This window comes from Alteromonas sp. ABH4_452 (assembly GCF_056311825.1).
The window spans coordinates 2,719,181-2,744,078 of sequence record NZ_CM149973.1 but is presented as its reverse complement, the minus strand read 5'-3'; the positions used below and the strand labels follow the sequence as shown (position 1 = coordinate 2,744,078).

General features: G+C 44.1%; 13 protein-coding genes. All 13 read left to right on the top strand.

The annotated features are described in order from the left end of the window. Positions 1–5 precede the first annotated feature (5 nt). The 13 genes from odhB to ACYX4N_RS11665 all read left to right on the top strand — a co-directional run bounded on the left by odhB (position 6) and on the right by ACYX4N_RS11665 (position 24,886). Complete coding sequence (gene odhB, locus ACYX4N_RS11725; protein ID WP_476054133.1) at positions 6–1,517, top strand: 2-oxoglutarate dehydrogenase complex dihydrolipoyllysine-residue succinyltransferase; 1,512 nt, start codon at positions 6–8, stop codon at positions 1,515–1,517. A gap of 152 nt (positions 1,518–1,669) precedes the next feature. Continuing rightward, on the top strand, positions 1,670–2,836 hold the full coding sequence (sucC, locus tag ACYX4N_RS11720; protein ID WP_025255208.1) for an ADP-forming succinate--CoA ligase subunit beta: 1,167 nt from the start codon (positions 1,670–1,672) through the stop codon (positions 2,834–2,836). Then, the gene (gene sucD, locus ACYX4N_RS11715) at positions 2,836–3,708 is read left to right on the top strand and encodes a succinate--CoA ligase subunit alpha (protein ID WP_025255209.1); all 873 of its coding nucleotides are present in this window, start codon (positions 2,836–2,838) and stop codon (positions 3,706–3,708) included. Before sucC ends, sucD begins: the two co-directional genes overlap by 1 nt. Before the next feature lie 164 nt (positions 3,709–3,872). Continuing rightward, on the top strand, positions 3,873–4,781 hold the full coding sequence (locus ACYX4N_RS11710; RefSeq protein ID WP_476054132.1) for a sialate O-acetylesterase: 909 nt from the start codon (positions 3,873–3,875) through the stop codon (positions 4,779–4,781). A gap of 473 nt (positions 4,782–5,254) precedes the next feature. Next, positions 5,255–8,071: a TonB-dependent receptor gene (locus tag ACYX4N_RS11705; protein WP_476054131.1), complete on the top strand. Its 2,817-nt coding sequence runs from the start codon at positions 5,255–5,257 to the stop codon at positions 8,069–8,071. A 128-nt stretch (positions 8,072–8,199) separates the two neighbouring features. Then, a complete protein-coding gene (locus tag ACYX4N_RS11700; protein ID WP_476056443.1) occupies positions 8,200–9,720 on the top strand; it encodes a tryptophan halogenase family protein in 1,521 nt (506 codons plus the stop codon). A 298-nt stretch (positions 9,721–10,018) separates the two neighbouring features. After that, on the top strand, positions 10,019–13,069 hold the full coding sequence (locus ACYX4N_RS11695) for a TonB-dependent receptor (protein WP_476054130.1): 3,051 nt from the start codon (positions 10,019–10,021) through the stop codon (positions 13,067–13,069). A gap of 83 nt (positions 13,070–13,152) precedes the next feature. Further along, a complete protein-coding gene (locus ACYX4N_RS11690; RefSeq protein ID WP_476056442.1) occupies positions 13,153–17,484 on the top strand; it encodes an alpha-1,6-glucosidase domain-containing protein in 4,332 nt (1,443 codons plus the stop codon). 167 nt (positions 17,485–17,651) lie between these two features. After that, positions 17,652–18,512 carry a patatin-like phospholipase family protein gene (locus tag ACYX4N_RS11685; protein WP_476054129.1) on the top strand — a complete coding sequence of 287 codons (861 nt, stop codon included), beginning with the start codon at positions 17,652–17,654 and terminating at the stop codon, positions 18,510–18,512. A gap of 696 nt (positions 18,513–19,208) precedes the next feature. Further along, a complete protein-coding gene (locus ACYX4N_RS11680; RefSeq protein WP_476054128.1) occupies positions 19,209–19,718 on the top strand; it encodes an RNA methyltransferase in 510 nt (169 codons plus the stop codon). 102 nt (positions 19,719–19,820) lie between these two features. Continuing rightward, a complete protein-coding gene (locus tag ACYX4N_RS11675) occupies positions 19,821–20,732 on the top strand; it encodes a PEP-CTERM/exosortase system-associated acyltransferase (protein ID WP_474806843.1) in 912 nt (303 codons plus the stop codon). 135 nt (positions 20,733–20,867) lie between these two features. After that, entirely contained in the window at positions 20,868–22,811 is a 1,944-nt protein-coding gene (locus ACYX4N_RS11670; protein WP_476054127.1) for an alpha-amylase family protein, read from the top strand. Between the two features lie 176 nt (positions 22,812–22,987). After that, complete coding sequence (locus ACYX4N_RS11665; protein WP_476054126.1) at positions 22,988–24,886, top strand: glycoside hydrolase family 13 protein; 1,899 nt, start codon at positions 22,988–22,990, stop codon at positions 24,884–24,886. Positions 24,887–24,898: the final 12 nt, after the last annotated feature.

The window sequence follows — 24,898 nt, the reverse complement described above, 5'->3', positions numbered from 1 at the left end:
CAGTAATGACAATTGAGATAAAAGTTCCGGTTCTACCTGAGTCAGTTGCCGATGCCACCATTGCAACCTGGCACGTAAAGGCCGGTGACGCAGTTAAACGAGACCAGAACCTGGTTGATATTGAAACTGATAAAGTAGTTTTAGAAGTTGTGGCGCCAGCGGACGGTACAATTGGTGAGATCCTAAACGAAGAGGGTGCAACAGTTTTAGGCGAGCAAGTGATTGCTAAACTAGAGAAGGGTGGCGCTGCTGCTTCTTCTGAGCCGAAAGCTGACAGTGAATCTAAAGAAGAGTCTAAGTCTGAATCAGCACCGGCTGCATCTGGTAAAACTTCAGATGTTAAAGTGCCAGTACTTCCTGAGTCAGTTGCTGACGCTACTATCGCTACATGGCACGTAGCTGTAGGTGAAGCCGTTTCTCGCGACCAAAACTTGGTTGATATCGAGACTGACAAAGTTGTACTTGAAGTCGTTGCTCCTGCAGACGGTTCACTTGCTGAAATCATCGCAGAAGAAGGCGCGACTGTTACAGCTGAAGAAGTTATTGCTAAATTTGTAGAAGGTGCTGCAAGCGGCGCTTCTACACCAGCATCAAGCGAAAGCGACGATAGCGAAGACGGCGAGAGCAGCGATGCGCTTAGCCCGTCAGTACGCCGTCTACTTGCTGAAAAAGGCGTAGACGCAGCGAAAGTGAAAGGCACAGGTAAAAATGGCCGTATCACAAAAGAAGACGTAGAAAAGTACCTTAAAGGAGGCGATAGCTCTGCGAAGGCTGCACCTGCTGCTGAGTCTGCTCCAGCCGAACTGCCAACAGGCAACCGTACCGAGAAGCGTGTTCCTATGACGCGTCTTCGTAAGACGATTGCTAACCGCCTTCTTGAAGCGAAGAACTCAACGGCAATGCTTACAACGTTTAACGAAGTAAACATGAAGCCAATTATGGACCTTCGTAAACAGTATCAAGAAAGCTTCGAGAAGCGTCACGGCATTCGTCTTGGCTTCATGTCTTTCTACGTGAAAGCGGTAACTGAAGCACTTAAACGTTTCCCTGAAGTTAACGCGTCTATCGACGGTGATGACATTGTTTATCACAACTACTTCGACGTATCTATTGCTGTTTCTACACCACGCGGCCTTGTGACTCCCGTACTTAAAGATACTGATACACTAGGCATGGCTGGTGTTGAAAAAGGAATTAAAGAACTAGCACTTAAAGGTCGTGACGGTAAGCTGTCATTGGCTGAACTACAAGGTGGTAACTTCACAATTACCAACGGTGGTGTGTTTGGTTCACTAATGTCTACACCAATCATTAACCCGCCACAAAGCGCAATTCTTGGTATGCACAAAATCCAAGACCGCCCAATGGCTGTTAATGGTAAAGTAGAAATTCTACCAATGATGTACCTAGCGCTTTCTTATGACCACCGTATTATCGATGGTAAAGAATCAGTAGGGTTCTTGGTAACCGTTAAAGAGATGCTTGAAGATCCAACACGTCTACTTCTAGACGTATAAGACTTTCGTCTCACGGAATTGTGGTTAGGCGTTTAGCTTGTGTATGCTAGCTTGGCGCCTAACGCAACGCTGATATTTGCCCTATAATATCAGTCAAACTAATCAAGTCGCATATGCGGCTTTTGTCTTACTAAAAATCGGATAGAAACACCATGAATTTGCATGAATACCAAGGTAAGCAGCTATTCAAAGAATACGGCTTGCCTGTTTCTGAAGGATACGCAGCAGACACTGCTCAAGGTGCTGTAGAAGCCGCTGACCGCATCGGCGGTGAAGAGTGGGTAGTTAAGTGTCAGGTACACGCGGGCGGTCGCGGTAAAGCTGGCGGTGTAAAGCTAGTTAAAAACAAAGACGACATTCGCGCTTTCGCTGAAAACTGGCTTGGCAAAAATTTGGTGACTTTCCAGACTGACGAAAACGGTCAGCCTGTGAGCAAAATCCTAGTTGAATCTTGCACAGATATCGCAAACGAGCTTTACCTTGGTGCAGTAGTTGACCGTACAACCCGTCGCGTTGTGTTTATGGCATCTACTGAAGGTGGCGTTGAGATTGAAACTGTTGCAGAAGAAACGCCAGAGAAAATCCTTAAAGCTGAAATCGACCCAATTGTAGGTCCTCAGCCTTACCAAGCACGCGAAATGGCGTTTGCTCTTGGTCTTTCTGGCGTTCAAATTAAGCAATTCACTCAAATCTTCCTTGGCCTAGCTAAGATGTTTGAAGAGCTTGACGTTGCGCTTATCGAAATCAACCCGCTAGTTATCAAAACTGACGGTAACCTACACTGCCTAGACGCGAAAGTAGGTATCGATGGTAACGCGCTATATCGTCAGCCTAAGCTGAAAGACATGCAAGATCCTTCACAAGAAGACGCGCGTGAAGCTCACGCTGCTCAGTGGGAACTTAACTATGTTGCGCTAGACGGTAACGTAGGTTGTATGGTTAACGGTGCTGGCCTTGCAATGGGTACAATGGACATCGTAAACCTACACGGCGGCAAGCCAGCTAACTTCCTAGATGTTGGTGGCGGCGCGACTAAAGAGCGTGTAGCTGAAGCATTTAAAATCATCCTTTCTGATGACAATGTTAAAGCGGTATTGGTTAACATCTTCGGTGGTATCGTACGCTGTGACATGATTGCAGAAGGTATTATCGGTGCGGTTAAAGAAGTTGGCGTAGAAGTACCAGTAGTTGTACGTCTTGAAGGTACCAATGCAGAGCTTGGCCGTGACGTTCTAGCAAACTCTGGTCTAGATATCATTGCTGCTGAATCGCTAACTGATGCAGCGCAGAAAGTTGTTGCTGCAGCGGAGGGCAAATAATGTCTGTATTAATTAATAAAGATACTAAAGTAATTTGTCAGGGTTTCACTGGCGGTCAGGGTACTTTCCACTCTGAGCAAGCAATTGCTTACGGTACGCAAATGGTTGGTGGTGTAACACCAGGCAAAGGCGGTACTGAGCACCTAGGTCTTCCAGTATTTAATACTGTACGTGAAGCTGTAGAAGCTACTGGCGCAACTGCGACAGTTATCTACGTACCAGCACCATTCTGTAAAGATTCAATTGTTGAAGCTGCAGACGCGGGTATCGAGCTAATCGTATGTATCACTGAAGGTATCCCAACGCTAGATATGCTTTACGTTAAAGAGTACGTTGAAGCCAAAGGCGTTCGCATGATTGGTCCAAACTGCCCAGGTGTAATCACTCCTGGAGAGTGTAAAATTGGTATCATGCCTGGTCACATCCACAAGCCTGGTAAAGTAGGTATTGTTTCTCGCTCTGGTACACTTACGTACGAAGCGGTTAAGCAAACTACTGACGAAGGTTTCGGCCAGTCTACTTGTGTTGGTATCGGTGGTGACCCAATTCCTGGTTCTAACTTCATCGACATCCTTCAGATGTTCCAAGACGACCCACAAACTGAAGCTATCGTAATGATCGGTGAGATCGGTGGTACTGCAGAAGAAGAAGCGGCTGCGTTCATTAAAGAGAACGTAACTAAGCCAGTTGTTTCTTACATTGCTGGTGTTACTGCTCCTCCGGGCAAGCGTATGGGTCACGCTGGTGCAATCATCGCAGGCGGTAAAGGTACAGCTGATGAGAAATTTAAAGCACTAGAAGACGCAGGCGTTAAGACTGTACGTTCACTTGCTGAAATCGGCAAGGCGCTTCGCGAAACTACAGGTTGGTAAGCTAACGCTTATTAATATGTTTGAAAGCCCGCTTTAAGCGGGCTTTTTTATACCTGGATTAAAACGAGCGTTGCTTTAAATTGCTTGCAAACGTATTCACCTTGTTAAGGTTCCGTTTATAAGTACTCTATTTCTACCAACCAAATAACATGAAGATATTTCTTATGAAAAAAACTGCGTTAGCTTGTTTCGCTTCCTTGTTGTCATGCTCAGCTATAGCTGATGAATACCTGACTTTTTTTATGGCAGGGCAATCCAATATGGACGGCTATGGTTACATTTCTGAACTGCCAAAAGATTTAGCAAAAGAACAAGACGTGATGATTTTTCATGGAAATGGGGTTTTCGACAATCAAGACAACGGCGGTGTAGGGAAGTGGGATAAACTTCAACCAGGCCACGGTACAGGTTTTAAAACGGATGGCAAAATCAATACGCTTTCAGAGCGATTCGGAGCTGAATTAACCTTTGCAAACGTAATACAGCAGCAATACCCAAACAAAAAAATTGCCATTATAAAGTATGCGGTAGGGGGAACTGGCCTTGCGCTTAACACAGGTTACAGTAACTGGTACCCGAATTTTACTGAAGGCAGAGGTCTTAACCAGTACGATTTTGCACTAGAGACTATTAAAAACGCCTACGCGGTTAGTGATATCAATGGCGATGGCAAGTCAGACACGTTAAAACCTATGGGTATTATTTGGATGCAAGGTGAAGCTGATGCACACGCAAGCGAAGCGTCAGCCAATGCATACCTTACCAATTTAACAACTATGATGAACTTGTTCCGTGCTGCACTTAGGGAAGATGATTTGCCTGTGGTTATTGGCAAAATCACCGATTCCGAAATGGGCGAAGAAGATATTATGCCTTACATAGAAAGGGTGCATTTAGCGCAGCAGCTTTTTATTGCGTCAGACAGTTGCGCTACTTACATGTCTAATTCTGACACTTACTCATATGACGATGATCCTTGGCACTATACCAGTGAAAGTTTTATACAAATGGGGAAAGACTTTGCCTCAGCTTATAAGCAAGCCGCAGAGAAATGTGGATTCGGTGTTGATTAAAAATTTGTAGGCCGTTATTAGCTACTACCTCTAGAAAGCCTCGTTTTTACGGGGCTTTCTTGTTTGAGCATTTCTGCCCTTTACACGAAACTGTAAAATAAGTTTTTTTATGATTTGGCTAATACTATAAGCTACGAATTCACGCGTTCAATTTCCTTTCTATACTTTATTAAACTTAGCATCGACCCCGCTTGCATCTCTTTTTTTAAGCATAAATACGCAGTATGCATGAAATTTAATTTCATAAAAAATTTACATACGGACGGTTGAGTACGGTATATGTTGTAAAATTACATCACTATTTCCTAGTGACTTGTTAAAACTGTGTTGCATAAATTTTATTGAATACGTATGCAGGCAATTGTGCAAAACCTAGGGCATCTATAGCATTGTCCCCGTGAGATGTATTGTCATTTATTTGTCATAAGAACAACAAAAAGACAACAACTATAACCGTATGGGACACCCGTTTTATGAAACAATTTAAACCCAACCTAATAAAAGCTGCGCTTATTTCAGGCGGTATGGCGTTTGGTAGTGCACCTGCACTAGCTCAAGAAGCAAACACAGATGCTGTTGATGAAGCTAATCTAGAAGTTATTCAAGTAAGCGGTATACGCGGCAGCTTACAACGTGCTCAAGCAATTAAAATGGACAACACGTCTATTGTTGAAGCGCTTTCAGCTGAGGATATCGGTAAACTTCCTGACACAAGTATTGCAGAATCAATTGCACGTCTACCAGGTGTTACTGGTGAGCGTCGCAACGGTCGTACAAGTGGTATCTCGGTCCGTGGCTTTAACGAAAATTACGTTGGAACGTCTTTAAACGGCCGTGAGCTTTTGGGTATGGGTGACAACCGTGGGGTTGAGTTTGACCTTTATCCTACGGAAATTATTTCAAATATTCTGGTATACAAAACACCTGAAGCAGGCATGACCACGCAAAACATCGGCGGTTCTATTGACCTTCAAACCGTTAAGCCTCTTACAGCAGAAAGCACCTTTACCGTAAACGGTACATTCGAGAAGAACGCTGAAGATTCTCCGAATCCAGATTTTGATAATGATGGACACCGCGTCTCTGTAAACTTTGTTGACCAATTCGCAGACGATACAATTGGTTTAGCATTAACGGTTGCAACAATGGAATCGCCGCGTCAAGAGCAACAGTTCCGCGGTTGGGGTTATGCCGGTATTAATTTTGACAATGAGCGCCGTGCTCTTGACCCTGTAGAAGTACCAGAAGATACAGTTGTACTTGGTGGACATGACTCTTTCCAACGTTCTGCCATGCTAGAACGTGATTCTTTTGCAGCTGTTGTTGAGTGGGCACCGACAGATAAGTTAAATATTCAACTTGATGCGCTTTACATCGATTTCGTTGAAGACGACGTTCGTCGTGGTCTTGAAGAAGGTGGTGCAGAGTGGGGTACAAGTGCTTATACCATCACTGGTGTTGAAGACGGTCTTGTTACCAGTGGATACTCTGACGGTTTCTACAGTGTTGTGCGAAACGATGCTCGCCGACAGGAAGCTGATCTAACCACTGTAGGTATCAACGCTGAGTACCAAATTAATGATTCTTGGACACTGGAAGTTGATTACTCTACAGGTAAAGTAGAAAAAGAAATCATTGACGTAGAAAGTTACTCAGGTGTTGGTCGTGCAGGCACAGAAGGTCGCCCTCTTACTGCTCGCAGTTGGGAAATGACCTCTACCGGTGTTATGTTTTCAGACCACCCAACTATTGCGCCAGTTGACTTAACTGACCCAGCACTTATCACATTAGCCGGTCCACAAGCATGGGGTGCACCACCTCTATTAGAGTCTGATGGTCAAGACGGCTTCGTAAACCAACCTGTTTTCGAAGAAGAGCTTGATACATTGCGCTTCGACCTTAAAGGTTATGTAGATTGGGGTGTGGTTACAGGTCTTTCGGCAGGTGTTGTTTATTCTGACCGTTCAAAATCTAAAGATAACAACGGTGCTTATTTAACGGCTCCTACATATCCAAGCGATGCAGCAATTCCAGATGTATTAGGTGTAACAAATCTAGATTTCATCGGTATCGAAGGCATTTTAGCGTATGACTCGTTAGGCTTATATGAAAGCGGATATTACATCGAAAGTGATGCCAGCCGTGTTCAAAATGATCGCCTAGGTGATACCTATACGGTAGACGAAGAACTCATTACGCTTTACACCAAATTAGATTTGGAAATGGAGTTCGGTGATATCTGGGTACGCGGTAATGTAGGTGTTCAAGTTGTAAACGCAGACCAGCAGTCTACAGGTTTCTCAACTACATCAGATACCGACGGTTACACTATTGCTAATCCAATTAGCGGCGGTGCTGACTACACAGATGTGCTTCCAACTTTGAATCTATCGGCTGAAGTTGCAGAAGGACAGTTTGTACGCCTAGGCTTAAGTAAAGTCATTTCTCGTCCGCGTATGGACGATATGCGCCCGAATACACAGGTGACCTTCTCATTCAACGATAACCAAATTGAAAGTACAGACATTGAAAACGGTCCTTGGAGTGGTAGTGCTGGTAACCCGGAGCTTCGTCCTCTTGAAGCGAACCAGTTTGATTTGGCTTATGAAAACTATTTCGCTGATACCGGTTACGTTGCAGTATCTTTCTTCTATAAAGATATTAAAAACTGGCACCGCAGTACATCACTAGTTGCTGACTTTACTGACTTCTATATTCCAGACCTTCATCAAGGTTCTGAAGGCCAAGCGCCTGTGTTGTTCGAAGGACAAGTAGGCAGTGTGCTAGACGGTTTTGAAGGCTTTGTACGTGGCTACGAATTACAGGGCTCGCTACCATTCGACCTTGTACATGAATCGCTAGAAGGTTTTGGCTTATTTGCAAGTGCTACCTTCATGGACGGTGAAGTTGATGCAGCGCCGGGTCAAAGTGAAACAAGAATTCCAGGCCTTTCAGAAGAGTCTTACAGCATGACTTTCTTCTACGAAAGCAACGGTTTCGAGTTCCGTTTAGCGGCAACGAAGCGCGATCAATACTTGACAGAAGAGCGCGGTTTAAGTCTTGCGTTAGTTGATGCAACTAAGCAAGGTGGAACGCTTGTTGATGCGCAGATTGGTTATGACTTCGGTGAATCTGGTATCGATTATCTAGAAGGTTTGCGTGTAACGCTTCAAGCACAGAACTTGACTGACGAGGACGACATTCAAGCATCTGCTGCTGACGGTCGCCAAATTACACAGTTCCAGACTTACGGAACAAACTACTTGTTAGGTTTTAACTACAAGTTCTAATCACTTCGTGTGTGTAAAGCCACCTGCTGCTTTTTGTTTTAGCTTATGCTAAAAGAAAGCAAACGGTGGCTTTTCTTTTTTTGTATAAAGAAAAATCGTTAATAGTAGCTGATAAATTCGAGACGTTTATGCTTACCCCTCATACAAAACCTATAAATCGCGTCGTAATAGCAGGAGGCGGTACCGCCGGTTGGTTAGCTGCTTCACTTTTGAAGAAGCTGCTTGGACAAGCTATTCAAATTACGCTTGTTGAATCTGAAGCCATAGGAACGGTTGGTGTTGGGGAAGCAACCATTCCTCCAATTCGACTCGTAAATCAAGTATTGGGTATAGACGAAGCTCAGTTCATTCACGACACTAAAGCTACGGTTAAACTCGCCATTCGTTTTGAGAACTGGAAGACTAGAGGAGAAAGTTACTACCACACCTTTGGAGCGCCTGGCAGAAGCATGGCATTTTGTCATTTCCATCACTATTGGGTGAAGGCTCGCCAACAAGGTTTAAAAAACGATTTGTGGGATTATGATCTTAATTATCTCGCTGCTGAAGCGGGAAAATTCGCCCAAATTAATGCAAAAGATCCCGTTTTAGAACTTCCGTTTGCATACCATTTTGACGCCAGTCTGTATGCGCAGTATTTGCGAAAGCTAAGTGAACAAATGGGCGTAGTGCGTGTAGAGGGTAAGATCTCAAGAGTACAACGTTGTAATGACAGCGGATATATACAAGCGCTGCACCTGGAAAGTGGAGAAGTCATTGATGGCGATTTATTTATAGATTGCACCGGTTTTAAAGGCTTGTTGATTGAAGGTGCTTTAGGGGCGGGCTATGACGACTGGTCTCACTTATTACCCTGTGACAGTGCGCTGGCTGTTCCGTCAGAAAGGCACGAACACACCGCACCGTACACGCGCTCCATAGCACACGATGCAGGGTGGCAGTGGCGAATTCCATTACAACATAGAAATGGTAACGGTCACGTTTATAGCTCTCGCTATATAAGTGATGACCAAGCCTGTGACACTTTATTATCAAACCTAGATACGAAACCGCTGGGCGATCCAAAGCTGATAAAATTTACAACCGGTAGAAGGCGAAAGCAATGGTATAAAAACGTGGTGGCGGTAGGCCTATCAAGCGGATTTCTAGAGCCTCTTGAATCAACTAGCATTCATCTTATTCAATCAGCAATTGTGCGTTTAATTCAGCTATTTCCGCACAATGGTGTGACAAAGAGCCTAATTGTCGAATACAACAAACAATCAGAACTCGAATTCGAACAAATCAGAGACTTTTTGGTATTACACTATGTAGTAAATGAAAGAACGGACAGCGCCTTCTTCAACGATATGCGCAACATCACGCTGCCTGACTCTTTAGCCCATAAGATTGAACTTTTTAAAGAAAATGGTGTTCTTCAAAGGGAGCAAAACGATCTTTTCCTTGAAAGTTCTTGGCTTCAAGTTTTATACGGGCAGGGTGTAATGCCAAAGGATTACCATGGCTTAGTAAATAGCGTACCCGATGCACAATTAAATCAAATGTTAACAAAGCTGCTAGAACTTAAAAGAGAGCCTATTGCTAAATTGCCTTCACATGACGATTACATAAATGGGATGGTTGCGAAGTACAAGCGTTCAATGAAGTAGGTTATTCGAAGATTTTCTATATTATTTAGCGTATTTTTAACGCATTAGCGAGGTAAATAAACGCGCATTCTATAAAGCGGCCATATGGCCGCTTTTTTATTTCTGATAATAAAGTGTTAACTAAATTGCCAAAAAATCATGATTCATTAAATTTATGTTGCGCATATGTAAATGAATACGTATGCATAGCATTGCTCCCTTTTTATACAAACCAGTAGTATTTGGTGTTGAACCATAAGAGGCATTTTTGGGTGTGGTATTCCTAAAAATGTCGATAATAAACAAGGATGGGACACCAATGAATACATTCAAACCCAGCACTATAATGGCGGCCTTGATCACTAGTGGGGTCTCGTTTAGTGCGCAGCCGCTCTATGCTCAAGAATCACCAGACTCACCCGTAGATGAAGTTGAACGACCGCAAGAAGATACCTTAGAGCGTATCGAAGTACGTGGTTTCAGTACCAGCTTAATTCAATCACTAAATCAAAAGCGTTTCTCTGACACGGTTTCTGAGCAAATATCTGCAGATGACCTTGGCGGGCTTCCCGACGTATCTATGGCCGATGCTCTGACCCGCTTGCCGGGTATCTCGGCAGTGCGTACCGGCGGACAAGCAGCGCAAATCAATATTCGCGGTTTATCAGGCGACTTTGTTTTTTCTACGTTAAACGGTAGGGAGCAGGTATCCACGAGCGGAAGTCGCGCTATTGAATTTGACCAATATCCGTCTGAGCTTATTAGCGAGGCTGCGGTTTATAAATCTCCCAAGGCATCGCTAATTGAAGGCGGTATTGCGGGTACGGTAGAACTAAAAACAGCATCACCACTTGCCATTGAAGAGCAGCATAAGTTTAGCGCCAACATGCGTGGTATGTATAACGATAGAGCCTCCGAAATAAGCGATGCTACGGAATACGGTCATAGACTGAGCTTCTCTTATCAAGGTAAGTTCCTAGACGACACCCTGGGTGTATCATTGGGCTATGCTCGTCTATTCCAGCCAAGCGTTTCTACGCAGTTCATCGGGTTAGCTTATAACGGTCAGGTAGATGTTGATGGCCTGGAAGGGGATACCGATGGCCCGGCAGATTGTCCAAACTGTGAGCTAATCTCAGAAGGTTTTGAGATGCAGCACAAAGGCGGTGAAGAAACGCGCGATGGCTACGTAGCGGCGTTTGAATGGGCGCCTATCGATACGTTCACCTTAAAAGCTGATGCCTTCATTTCAAAATTTGATTCTGAAGCATTTGCTCGGGGATTTCGCGTTAAGTTAGGCGGTATTAACGCGGGTATTACTAACCCGGTTGTAGTTAACAACAGCGTCGTTGGCGGTACTTTTTCTCGTACAGACAATAGCTTCACCCGAGTTGAACTGGTAAACGACGACAATCAAGACTTCGACAGTGTTACTAACTTAGGTGTTAATGCTAGCTGGGAAATATCTCCAGATTTATCGGTTCAGTTTGACGTATCTCGCTCAAGTGCTGAAAGTGACTTTAGAAACGGCTTGTTATGGTCGCTTTTAGGCGAAGATGCGACAGTTGCGAACCCAGTGTTTGATGAAAACGTTCAAATATCTTATTTATTGAACGGGTTAAATCTGCCTGATATTGGTTTTAACCAAACCGATGCCTTTACCGATTTAGACCGGGTCATGGTGAGCAAGTACGGTATCTATCCATTTGAAAACAAAGATGAGCTAGATGCATACCGTGTCGACTTCCAGTATTACGTAGACGTACCCATCATTTCTGGTCTTGAATTTGGCTATCGTTATTCAGATCGGGAATACAACAACGATCGCTCTGTCTTTGAATACGGTAATGACAGTGCCTTTTCAGTTAGTGAACCGCCACTTCGTTTAACGTCAGACATGGTTGAACAAGTTGATTGGAGCGGTGACTTTGGATATTTCCCAAGCTATTTATCAGTCGATTTAAACAGTGCACTTAATGCCTGGTTCCCAGAAGGTAGGCCGGTGCCTGTTCAAACATGGGGGCCTGGAGCTGCGGGCGTTATTAATGGCCCAGGAACAGGCCCCGCTACAGCGTGGACACTACAAGAAAGCGGTGATGTATTTGAAACCGTAAACTCGGCTTACTTAATGGCAAATATTAACACTGAAATTGGCAGTATTCCTGTTACAGGTAATGTCGGTGTTAGATACGTTAAAAGCAAGCAAAGCTCAACTACACTGCAGCGTGCTACTCAGCTTATTCAAGACTTGGAAACGGGTACGTCAGTTGAGGTAAGCGACCCAACAGCAGGCGCGCAAAACATTACAGATGACGTAGGGCTCATCAATAATTTTTATCGTCCAGCGTTAATTAGCCACGAGTATTCAGATGTACTGCCCTCTATTAACCTGAACTTTAAACTTACTGATGATACTCAGCTTCGAGTAGCAGCAGCAAAAGTAATGGGGAGAGCGCCAATTAACCGTTTTGCTGCGAATGCGTCTACCACTATTGAAACAGTTACTGCGTTCCAAGACAGAGACTCAGGCGAAATCACGCTTTCAAACCCAACAGCGAGAGTCAGTGGTAATGCCCGCAATAGTCCATACCTAGAACCGTTTTACGCAACACAGTACGATGTGTCATGGGAATATTACTTCTCAGATACAGAAGGGGCTTTGGTTGTGGCGGGCTTTTACAAAGACATCGAGTCGTTTGTAGAAGACATTGAAATAGAACCTTATGACTTTGAAGCAAACGGTATAGTCATTCCAGACAACGTAAGTGTTCCAGTCTATTTAACCCCAGAATTTACCGGGCAAGAAGCCGAACTAGCAAGGGATGAAAACGGCGATCCTATCTTTGTGACAGTGCCTACAGAAAATGGTAGCTATAGCACTGCGGTAAATAACGCAGAAGGTGGCTACATTAGAGGACTAGAAGTCGCCTACACGCAAATTTACAGCATGTTACCTGGGCTATGGTCAGGTTTAGGGGTTAGCGCAAGCTACTCTTATACGGAAAGTGAAATTCAGCGCACCCTCGGCGATGGCGTTTACGCCGCTAATTTACCAGGGCTTTCTGAAAATGTAGCCACATTAACCGTTTTCTGGGAATACGAAGGGTTTGAAACCCGCCTGTCTAGTCGCTATCGCGATGCCTTCGTATCTCAGCAAGTAGCGGTTAACGATCAAGTTGTTAACTTTGATGACGAACTGGTCATTGATTACCAAGCGTCTTATGAAATTAACGATAATTGGAGCGTTCTGTTCCAAGTAAACAATCTAACGGATGAGCCAACCAAAAGCTATTTCGCATCAGAAGAGCAAACCGGCACTATTCAGTACTTTGGCACACAATATTACCTAGGGATGACATATCAACTATGAAAAACAACATCTTAGGTAATTTATTTGACGATGCACATAAACGTTCGGTTGCCAGAAATAGCGAAAATATTCAGGAGAGTTTTATGTTTACTAAAAAGAAAGTAGTGCGCGCAGCGTTACTTTTAGTAGGCGCTTATACACTAACGGGTTGCGGGGGTTCTGGCGTAGAGTCAGGCACAAACGATTTGCTTACTTGTGAAGTGCCCAATGTACCTAATGCAGCAGGAACGGCCTGCGAGCCACCACCGCCTATTCAATGTGACGCACCGTTAGTGCCGAACGAGGCAAACGATGCCTGTGAAGCGGGCGCGGATCCAAGTTTACCGGCACCTGTATTCACCCCCTCATCTAATCAAGCTGTGCTTTACTATAACCGCGCTGCAGTAGACGCGGATAACTCAAGTAACGACGCCGCCTATGAAGGTTGGCGACTACATACTTGGAACAATGACCAGTGTGATGCTTATGCTGACGCAGACACGGATTGGGCAAACGGCCGTATTCATAGCGGCATCGATCCGAACTATGGTGCGTACTGGATCTTAGACCTTAAAGACGATTACGGAAGCTGTCATAACTTCATCATTCACAAAGGTACCGATGACGCCGGTAAAGAAATGGGGGGAGGTGACTTCCAAGGTTCATTAGTACAAGACGATGAAACTTTTGTGCGAATGAACTTTACCCTTTCTGGCGAGCCAACAATTTTTGAGTTTCCCATAATGTCGCTTGGGCCACAGCCGGTCGATATAGAAGGCTTTGGTGCCCATTGGTTAGATGCCAACACCATTTTATGGGATGTTCCAGAAACTGTTTCGCAAGTAAAACTGCACTATTCAGCACAGGCTGACTTGGAAAGCACGCTGGAAGAGGGTATTAATGGTACTGAAGTAGCACTTATCAGTACATCACTTACCGAAGAGCAATCTGCTCGCGCACCGCACTTGTCTTCGATGCAGGCATGGGAAGGAGACTGGTCGGTAGAAGATGCGAAAACTGTACTGACGACACAAGCGGTTGTTGGTGGATACGATGCTGACGGTGCACTTGTAGCAGCAACAGGCATCCAATTGGCAAACGCAATCGACGCGCTTTACACTATGGGTGAAGAAGATGCCGACGAGGCACAACTTGGCGGGGTTTATACAGACCAAGGTATTACCGCTGCGCTGTGGGCGCCTACCGCTTCGAATGTCGACCTTTTGCTTTATAACGATGATAAAACGTTAAGTCAGCGTATAGATATGGTACGTGATGATGTGTCAGGCATATGGCGCTATGAAAGCGATATGTCGCTAGACCGTCAGCTTTATCGCTATGAAGTTACGGTATATCACCCTATTACAGGTAACGTAGAAACCCTGCTTGTAACAGATCCATATTCTGTGTCGCTTAGCACAAACGGTCGTTTCTCACGCTTTGTAAACCTTGCCGATGAAGATTTAAAACCTGAGGGGTGGGATACTCACACCATTCCTACGGTAGAAAATTATGAAGACGCGGTTATTTACGAAGGTCACATACGTGATTTCAGCGTACGTGATATGTCTACTTCTGAAGAAAATCGTGGCAAATACCTTGCCTTTACTGAAGAGGGAACGGCACCGGTTGAACACCTTAAAAAGTTGGTAGAAGCAGGGCTAACCTATTTCCATATCCTTCCGGCCAATGACATTGCAACCATTGACGAAGATCCAACCAACACTGTTGACTTGTACGATACAGTGGGAAAACTTTGTCGCTTAAATAGCAGTGCTGCGGTATGTGAAGAAGAAAGCTCGGACGCATTGTTGATTGACGTTTACAACGCTTACGACCCGTTGTCACAGGCGGGTAAAGCTCAGCAGTTGACTAATGACTTACGCAATCTGGATACGTTCAACTGGGGGTACGACCCTCATCACTTTAATGCACCTGAAGGTAGCTATGCATCTAGTGCAGAAGGTGTTGAGCGTATTGTAGAAATGCGCGCTATGATCCAAGCGCTTCATGAAATGGGCCTGCGTGTTGCACTTGATGTGGTTTACAACCATACCAATGCATCTGGTGTTTTCAGTAAGTCTGTTCTAGATAAAGCTGTACCTGGGTATTACCACCGTTATGAAGTGGACACTGGGGCGATAGTGCGCGAAACCTGCTGCGATGACACAGAGCCACGCAATGTCATGATGGAAAAATTCATGGAAGACTCATTACTTATGTGGGCTGAACACTACAAGTACGATTCTTTCCGTTTTGACATCATGAGCCAGGCAACCAAAGATACCATGGTACGCCTTCGTGATGCTGTTCAAGCAATTGATGAAGACAACTACTTTTATGGCGAGGGTTGGACCAAAATAGACCGCGGTTACGAGCAAGCCAGCCAGCTTAATATGGCCGGTACTGAAATTGGTACTTATAACGATCGCATTCGTGAAGCTATTCGTCAGGGCGCTATATTTAGACCCGAAGATGATGGACTGTTAAGTGCACAAGATCGTGTAAAAATGGGCATGATTGGTACGCTTAAAGACTATGTATTGGAAACCTCTTCAGGCAGTGCTGGTGCGACGAGTAACTTGGGCGGCTATGCAGAAGACCCCGCAGACATCATTAACTATGTGTCTAAACACGATAATGAAACCTTGTGGGACCAATTAAACTACACGCTTCCACAGGACATCACGTTAGAGCAGCGAGTGCGCGCACAAAATGTGGCTATGGGCATTAACCTTGTGTCTCAGGGTATTCCATTTCTACAAATGGGCGGCGACATGCTTCGCTCTAAATCAATGGACCGAAACACCTACGACTCGGGTGACTGGTTTAACTATGTAGATTTCACATACGAGACTAATAACTGGAATGTAGGGTTACCGTTAGCACAAGACAATGAAGCCCGTTGGGAAGAAATGGGTGAATTTATTTACAACCCTAACCGTGCAGCCTCTATGGCGGACATAATGTTTGCATCAGACGTATTCGCGGAGCTGCTAAACATTAGAATGACAAGTCCTTTATTTAGATTAACCTCGGCAGAAGATATTATCGATCGTATTGGGTTTCACAATATTGGTTCACGCCAACAGCGTGGTCTTATCGCAATGAGTATTGACGACGGTGTATCAGATAACAGCGAAGTACCGCGTCAAGACTTAGATATGATGAACGATGCGGTAATGGTTCTGGTTAACACGGGTTACGATGAGAAATCTATTACTGTAAATACAGCAACCGGCTTTTCTCTTCACGCCACACAAATGAACTCAGTTGATGCTGCGGTACGTGGTGCAACTTTTGTTGAGGGTGAAGACGGTAACGGAACCTTTACCGTACCTGCACTGACTATTGCTGTGTTTGTTAAGCCTCAATCTGGTTCTCAAGGGTACGGTCTATCAGCGTATGCAACATCTGGTGCACCTGACGTTGTGCCTTACGGCGACACTGTCGCTTACCTTCGTGGAGACATGAACGGCTGGTCAACGGATGACGCATTTACTTATCAAGGTGACGGTGTATATACGGCTACTGCTGCGCTTGAAGGCGGTGTAACTTACGGGTTTAAGTTCGCTTCTGAAGATTGGAGCACTGTGAACTTTGGTGCTGCCGAAGGTGAAGAAGGGTTGGTGGTAGCAGGTGAAGAGAAAGTACTTGCTCGCACTAATACTAATTTGTCGTTTACACCTGATATCAGTGCGACATACCTGTTTACCATCGATGCATCAGACAGCGAAGCGCCAGTTCTAAAGGTTGAAAACGAAGAACCCTACGTTGGAACCCCTGTGTACCTTCGTGGTGCAATGAACGGGTGGGGTACAGACAATGAGTTCTCTTACCAAGGTGGTCGTATCTATACTTTTGCTCGAGATATTGAGCCTGGCACTTACGAGTTTAAAGTTGCGTCTGAAGACTGGAGTACCGTGAACTTTGGTGCTTTGTCTGCCGACGATGCCGACCGTAACTTAGCGCCAGGTCAAACCCTTGGGTTGGCTGCGACTAACGATAACCTTGTTCTAAACATTGAAACTGCTGATCGCTATGTGTTTGTGTTCAACGTGACTGACTTAGATGCCCCTACCATTGGTGTATTTAAAGAAGCATTTTGGGGAGACACCCAAGTTTATATCCGCGGTGGTATGAACGGTTGGGGCGCAGTAGATATGTTTGAATATCAAGGAGAGGGTGTCTACGCCGCCGACATCGAGTTAAGTGCAGGTAGCATCGAATTTAAAGTTGCCTCTGAAGATTGGTCGACGGTGAATCTTGGTAATCCTAATGATGCAGCGAGTAATATCGTCACGCCAAGTGAGCCTAAAATTTTGGGGGCGAGCAATAACAATTTGATGATTGAAATAGCTGAATCTGGCCTGTATGAGTTTAAGGTTGCCGGGCCCGATGGTAATGCACCCATGTTGACTGTAACGATGAAATAAATGCTCATCAGAAAATTTAGTTAACGTCTCAGTGTTAACAATTTAAAAGCCGCGACCTTGTTCGCGGTTTTTTCTTCTTGGCATATCTCTTGATTCTCTTGTAGGATAGTTGTTACCGAAAGTGGTCGTACCAGAAGGTTGTGAATGTATCTACAGGGAGAGAACAGATGAAAAGTGCATTAGTTGTTGAAGGTGGCGCTATGCGCGGAATATTTGCGGCAGGCGTCCTAGATAAATTCATGGAGCAAGACTATTACCCCTTTGATTTTACGCTAGGGGTGTCCGCTGGGGCGACAAACCTGTCGACTTACGTCTCTAAAATGCAAGGTTTGAGTAAAACTATTATCACCCAATATGCAACCAAGCGAGAGTTCTTCAGCCCGCTTCGATTCATAAAAGGGGGGCATATGACAGATGTTCATTGGTTATGGCATCATTCAAAGCAATCAATGAACATTCCTGCTCCAGGTGAAAAGAGCAGTATGCCCTTGTACGTGGGTATTACGAATGCTGAATCAGGTGAATGTGAATATATTCAGGCGACAGAAACTAATGTAGACGAATTGATGGTAGCGTCTTGTGCGCTACCCACCGCATATCGAGATGAAATAATCATTAACGGTACGCGTTATTTAGATGGTGGAGTTGCAGATGCGATACCTGCAATTAGGGCTTATAACATGGGCGCTAGGGACATTACCGTAATACTTTCTCAACCACTTGGATTTACCAAACCTGAAGTAAAATCAACTTGGTTGATGCAAAAGATGTATGGAAACCAGCCTGCAATTTTAGAAAAAATGCTGAAGCGTTCAGCAATTTACAATGAAACTCTCGATTTTCTTAAGAACCCACCGAGCGACTGCACCATTCGTGTGATAGCGCCAGATGAAGCTTTCTGCGTTAAACGACTTACTATGGATAAGAAAAAGCTATTGAGAGGTTATGGCCAGGGTAGGCGTATGGCCAGACGTCACCTCAAAAGTCTTACCTCTAATGTGGATGGTCTAAATTACCAAATAGCGTAGTAAATTCGTCGTCACGGGATATAAGCCCTGTATGAATTTAGCAACAGTTGCCGTTAAGAGCTTGGATATTATCCAGGCTTTTTTTTGTTCGTAAATAAAGTCAATATTTTCAGAGGGATATCGTGTTTCAAAATGGCAACACAAGATCGGGCCTATCGTTTGTACTTTATTTATTACCTCTACTTCTTATCAGTTCCTGGCCCTAATTAGACAACTGATCTGGCAATCTAGCTACTAACTCCCACAACAAAGTAAACGCGCCTAACCCCTAAACCTAATCGTAAGTAACTGATTAAAAGCGTGTTTACCTTCTCTTTGTTGTTGAAAATGTAAACTTTGCACCGAACTTGCAAAATTTTCACACTATTGGTCTGCAATTTGCTGTACCCTGAACAAGATTAGTTATTTTCTTTAATACGTTAATTACAGACACGTGAAACGCTTGCCAATATATGAAAAGCGTAAAGTTGTAGAAGAGAAAATGGCATGTAGCGCATCTAAATGGCCTGACTTGTAGGGTTAAGCTAAGGCGTTAACGAAAAACTGGTTACCTGCAACAACGCATTGATTACGATGAGGTCGCTGTAGACTTTATGTATTCGTTCTTATACTTATGGCTAATTTTCGTGGTTACGCGTAGTAGCTTCTTCTAAGTCGTGGCAGTATCAAACTCAAATAATAAAAAGCTAATAAAAAGTGCAAATAGCAAAACAAAAAATTTCGATTGGGCTAGTTAACCCAAAAAATCCCGTCAATGTAGCGTCTATTTTACGTGCTGCGGGATGCTACGGTGTCGCTAGCGTATTTTATACGGGGCAGCGTTACCGTTTCGCTAAAGACTTTAATGCAGATACGAAAGCGTTTCACAAGGTTATTCCAACGGTTGGCGTTGATAATCTACGGGATGTTGTACCAGAGGGGGCGTCCGTAGTTGCGGTTGAGCTTGTTGAGGGTGCAGAGCCTTTACCAAAGTTCGAACACCCGGAAAATGCCTTTTATATCTTAGGTCCTGAAGATGGAAGTGTAGGCGAAGACACTCTGTCGTGGTGCGACCATGTCGTTTATGTACCCACGTATTCATGTATGAATTTGGCGGCAACAGCTAATGTTTTACTGTACGACCGCCTATCTAAGTCTGATTTTGTAAGTGGGGATGCGCTTATCAGACAAAGCCGAGATACCAATAATAAGACAAAGATAAAATAGCATTTCAAATATTAATTTAAAACAATATACCAAAGGCTACTGCTGCGAACAGGAAGTTACCCACAAGCCTAATAATTAACATAAAATTAGGGGACTTTTGCGTTGAAAACAACAACAATGAGCGCTGCTCGTGCGCTAAATAGTGCTGTAACTAATAAGTTAAACCAGTTACCTCGACAACTGCTTAAAGCATTTCCACGCCGATTGTCACTTGAAGAAAGTATTTCCAATTTCTTTTTTAGCCGTTATGAACTCGTTGTAGCGAACGAAGAAAATGAAAAACAAGTTAGCTACAAAACCCGCCATAAAGTCTATTGCGAGGAAATGAAATTCGAGCAAAAAAACGCTGCTGCTATTGAGAAAGATAAATATGATGATCGCGCAATTAACTGTTATATAAAACATCGCCCAACAGGCGAATGCGCAGGTACAATTCGCTTAGTCTTGCCAACCGAAGCAGGGTTATCGCTGCCGTTAGAAGAAAAGTGCGCAGGTGCCTTTGAAGATGGTGCATTGCTTCCCTCTAGCTGTGATCCTACAAGCATTTGCGAAATATCACGATTGGCAATTCCAAGAGAGTTCAGAGTTCGCCAGATGCGCTCTAAAATCCTGCCTGCCCAAAAACTTGAAAAGATAAAACAAAAGAAGAGTACGCCATTTAACGTAGAGCACTTTCCATATCTTTCCATTGCGCTGTATTTAATGGCAACCAGTATTTGCCAACAACTCAATGTTAAACATGCTTACGTTTTGATGGAGCCAAAATTAGCACGAAGAATGAAAGCATTTGGTATTCATTTTAATCCAGTTGGCGAAGCCGTAGAGTTTAACGGCAAGCGAGTTCCTTACAGGCTATCGCCGCAAGTATTACTAGAGGACTTAGCTAAGCCGCTTCAAGGATTTCATAAACAAATTCACAATGAACTTCGTAGCGCGTTACCAGTGATTAATAACACACCAACACATACCGCTCGTCCTATACAAAAACCATTGCGTGTAGCGCAAGCAGCTTAGGAAATCTTCTTTACAGCTTTATATATCAGCCGTCCTCTTGGACGGCTTTTTCATTTCTGAATACGTATGCATGTTTTTTAACATACATTTAACGCGTATCCTGTTGGCATCATTTACATTTTTGTCACGAATACTATGCTTAATCACAAGTCGGTTTTTTCTCTTAAGCCTTTATCTGTTGCTATGCTGTCGATCGGTTTGATGGCGTGTACTGGTCCGTCGCCATCAGTAAATAATCAAACAGTCGAAGGCAAAGGAAGTAGGCATTCAGCATCAAATCAACAAGGTGATATGTCAACGCATTCTGAAAACGGTGAAAGGCAAGGGAAACCAGTCGTCTACCAAGTGTTTACTCGACTATTTGGAAATACTAATTCTAGTAACCAGCCTTGGGGTACGGTTGAGCAAAATGGCGTAGGCAAATTCAGCGACTTTACCCCTAAAGCCCTTGAAGCCATCAAGTCTTTAGGCACCAGTCATATTTGGTATACCGGTGTGCCACATCATGCGGTAATCAATGATTATACCGACTTCGGTATTTCAAATGACGACCCAGATGTAGTGAAAGGCCGCGCTGGTTCACCATACGCCGTTAAAGATTACTATAATGTTAACCCCGACCTAGCTGACAACCCACAAAAGCGCTTAGAAGAATTCGAAGCTCTGATTGAAAGAACTCATGCTGCGGGTATGAAAGTTATCATCGACATTGTTCCCAATCACGTAGCCCGTGATTACCATTCGCTTTCTGCGCCAGAAGGTACAGTCGATTTTGGCGCAAACGATGACACGTCTGTGGAGTATGCTCGCGACAACAACTTTTATTATGTTGTGGGTGAAGCATTTCAAGTACCCACTGCTGACAGCTACCAGCCTCTAGGCGGCGAACCCCACCCATTGTCAGACGGTAAGTTCGATGAGTTTCCTGCAAAGTGGACAGGAAACGGTGCAAGGGCAGCGCAGCCAGATATTAACGACTGGTATGAAACGGTAAAGGTGAACTATGGCGTGAAGCCAGACGGCACTTATGATTTTCCTATGCTACCTAACGAGTACAATCAAAAATCTATCGAAGAGCACGCAGCGTTTTGGCAAGGAAAAGATCTTCCAGACTCGTGGTACAAATTCAGAGACATTGCCCATTATTGGATAGACAACGGTGTCGATGGATTCCGTTTTGATATGGCCGAAATGGTACCAGTAGAGTTCTGGTCTTTTCTCAACAGCAGCATTAAGCAAAAAGCACCTGATGCATTCTTGCTGGCAGAAGTTTACCAGCCTGACAAATATCGCGATTACCTGCATAAAGGCAAGATGGACTATCTATACGACAAAGTAGGCTTTTACGATACGTTAAAAGCAATTATGCAAGGAAAGGGAAAAGTTACTGATCTAGTCGCTGTCCATAAAGAAGTTAGCGATATCGCACCGCATATGCTGCACTTTTTAGAGAACCATGATGAGCAGCGTATCGCTAGCCCTGATTTTGCTGGTAGCGCTGAAAAGGGCAAGCCAGCGCTTGCGGTAAGTGCGCTTATAAGCAGTTCTCCAACGCTGCTTTATTTTGGCCAAGATGTGGGCGAAGACGGTAGCGAAGAGACAGGCTTTGGCGACCCAACGCGTACGTCTATTTTCGATTACGTTGGCGTTCCTGCTCATCAGCGGTTTATGAATGGTGGAAAATTTGATGGTGGCCAATCCACCAAGGAAGAAAAAGAACTGCATAATTTTTACAAACGCGTTATGTCTATCGCCGCTACTAACCCGGCCATCGTGGGTGAGTACCAAAGCCTACACGCGCTCAATCTTGGCGTCGAAAATTCAGCGTATTCAGAGCAGCAATTTACATTTGCTCGCGTACAAGATGATCATGGTTTTGTCGTTATCGCTAACTTCGGTGATGCACCAGTAGAGGAAATAGAATTTACAATACCAGCGAGTGTACTAGGTGCAAAGAACAAAACGATTAGCCTTGAGCCACTTCTTTCTCATGACAGCATCAGCCTAGAGAAAGATGATATTAACTACAGAGCCTCGTTATCACTAAATGGGCTAGAGACGAAGGTATTTGCGTTCTAGTTGGAGTGTAAAGCTATCAACGAAATCGAATACTAGAGATTTTATTTAAACGAGAGACCATGTGTATTGGCATGGTATCTCGTGAATACGTATGCAGAGCATTGGTCAGTCAGGCTATGCAATGTAGTATCTCGGTAATATTTTGCACTTAACGTATTTTTAACATCGGTGTCTATATGTTTAATCGCAACCGCGTAACTAATGCTATTTCCCCATTACGCAGTGTCTCGCTCTCACTCGTTGTGAGCCTTGCTACTTTATTTCCTGCATTTTCTGCTTTTTCTTCACAAGAAAATAACCTAGACGTTTACCCGCCCAACTGGTGGGCAGGTATGCAACATGATGAAGTAGAACTGATGATTTCTGGCAAAGACGTGGCCGATGACAAGGTTTCCGTTTCAAAAGGCAGTGTTCAAATAAAGCAAAGCAGGGCACTTGATAGTGAAAACTATCATTTTGTAACGTTAGATCTTGCTGAAGCGAACCCGCAAGAATTGGTACTGACGTTGAAAGACGAAGACGGTAGTTCACGGGACATTCACTATTCATTGAAAAAACGTGCTAGAGGTTCGTCGTCGAGAGAAGGCTTTGGACCTGAAGACGCCATTTACCTAATTGCCCCTGACCGATTCGCTAATGGCAGCGTGGAAAATGACAACATTGATGGGTATCAAGATAAAGTAGATAGGGCCTTTAAAGGCGGACGTCATGGCGGGGATATTCAGGGCATTGTTAACAACATCGACTATATAAAAGAGATGGGGTTCACCCAAATATGGACCATGCCGATGCTTGAAAATGCAATGGAAAAGTACAGTTACCATGGCTATTCAACCACCGACTATTACACTATAGACCCGCGTTTTGGCTCTAATGACGCTTTTGTAAAGCTGAGTAAAAAAGCCAACGAAAACGGTATCGGCGTAATCATGGATATGGTACTTAATCATATCGGTAGCGAGCATGTATGGATGAAGGATACGCCGTCTTATGATTGGATAAACAATAATGGACAGTTTGTCGGTACTACCCATAAGCGTGAATCGCTTCACGACCCTCATGCCATAGCGAGCGATATCAAAGGGTTTAGTGACGGTTGGTTTGTACCAACCATGCCTGACCTGAACCAGCGCAACCCACATTTGGCAAATTATTTGATTCAAAATGCTATTTGGTGGGTGGAAACAGCAAATCTGAGTGGCATACGAGTAGACACTTATTCATATCCTGATAAAGGGTTCTTAAGTCAGTGGACCAACCGTATCATGAAGGAATATCCTAACTTCAATATTGTTGGGGAAGAGTGGTCGGTAAACCCTGCGATTACGGCTTATTGGCAAGCAGGTAGCAAACGCCACGACGATTACGACAGTGCTTTGCCATCTGTAATGGACTTTCCTCTTCAGGCTGCCGTTGTTAAAGCGCTTAATAGCGATGAAAGCTGGAATTCTGGTTTTATTTCAGTTTATGAGACATTAGCTACCGATTTCTTGTATGGTGATCCAAATAATCTGGTTATCTTTCCGGATAATCACGACATGAGCAGAATTTTCACCCAATTAAACAACGACAAGGCCAAATGGAATATGGCAATGACGTTGTTTTTAACAACGCGCGGTATACCTCAAGTATTCTATGGAACTGAGATTTTGATGGGTAATGAAGGGACAGAAGATCACGGTATTATCCGGTCAGATTTTCCTGGCGGGTGGCCATCGGATAGCGAAAAAAATGCGTTTAGCGGCAAAGGCCTTTCTGATGACGAGCAGTGGGCTCAAGAGCGTATAAAAACGCTATTAGCGCTACGTCAATCTCATCCTCATCTATTCAAAGGTGAGCTTAAACATTATGCGCCCGTGGACGGTGTTTACACGTATTTTCGTGTAGCCGAGGATTCAGCACAGAAGCTTATGGTTATCCTTAACAAAAAAACGGTAGATGTTTCTTTAGCAAAGTACGCAGAGGTATTGGGTACGGATGTATCAATAACGTGCGTGAGCGACGGTCAAACATTTAACGCCTCTGAAACCATAAGCCTTCCTGCTATGTCGGCTATTGTGTTTATTGTGCAATAACCGTATCAATTA

Excerpts from the sequence above, each read along its gene's own strand:
- ACYX4N_RS11695 (WP_476054130.1), top strand. The coding sequence starts at position 10,019 with ATGAATACATTCAAACCCAGCACTATAATGGCGGCCTTGATCACTAGT.
- sucD (WP_025255209.1), top strand. The coding sequence starts at position 2,836 with ATGTCTGTATTAATTAATAAAGATACTAAAGTAATTTGTCAGGGTTTC.
- ACYX4N_RS11700 (WP_476056443.1), top strand. The coding sequence starts at position 8,200 with ATGCTTACCCCTCATACAAAACCTATAAATCGCGTCGTAATAGCAGGA.
- ACYX4N_RS11670 (WP_476054127.1), top strand. The coding sequence starts at position 20,868 with ATGCTTAATCACAAGTCGGTTTTTTCTCTTAAGCCTTTATCTGTTGCT.
- sucC (WP_025255208.1), top strand. The coding sequence starts at position 1,670 with ATGAATTTGCATGAATACCAAGGTAAGCAGCTATTCAAAGAATACGGC.
- ACYX4N_RS11685 (WP_476054129.1), top strand. The coding sequence starts at position 17,652 with ATGAAAAGTGCATTAGTTGTTGAAGGTGGCGCTATGCGCGGAATATTT.
- ACYX4N_RS11705 (WP_476054131.1), top strand. The coding sequence starts at position 5,255 with ATGAAACAATTTAAACCCAACCTAATAAAAGCTGCGCTTATTTCAGGC.
- ACYX4N_RS11665 (WP_476054126.1), top strand. The coding sequence starts at position 22,988 with ATGTTTAATCGCAACCGCGTAACTAATGCTATTTCCCCATTACGCAGT.
- ACYX4N_RS11710 (WP_476054132.1), top strand. The coding sequence starts at position 3,873 with ATGAAAAAAACTGCGTTAGCTTGTTTCGCTTCCTTGTTGTCATGCTCA.
- odhB (WP_476054133.1), top strand. The coding sequence starts at position 6 with ATGACAATTGAGATAAAAGTTCCGGTTCTACCTGAGTCAGTTGCCGAT.
- ACYX4N_RS11690 (WP_476056442.1), top strand. The coding sequence starts at position 13,153 with ATGTTTACTAAAAAGAAAGTAGTGCGCGCAGCGTTACTTTTAGTAGGC.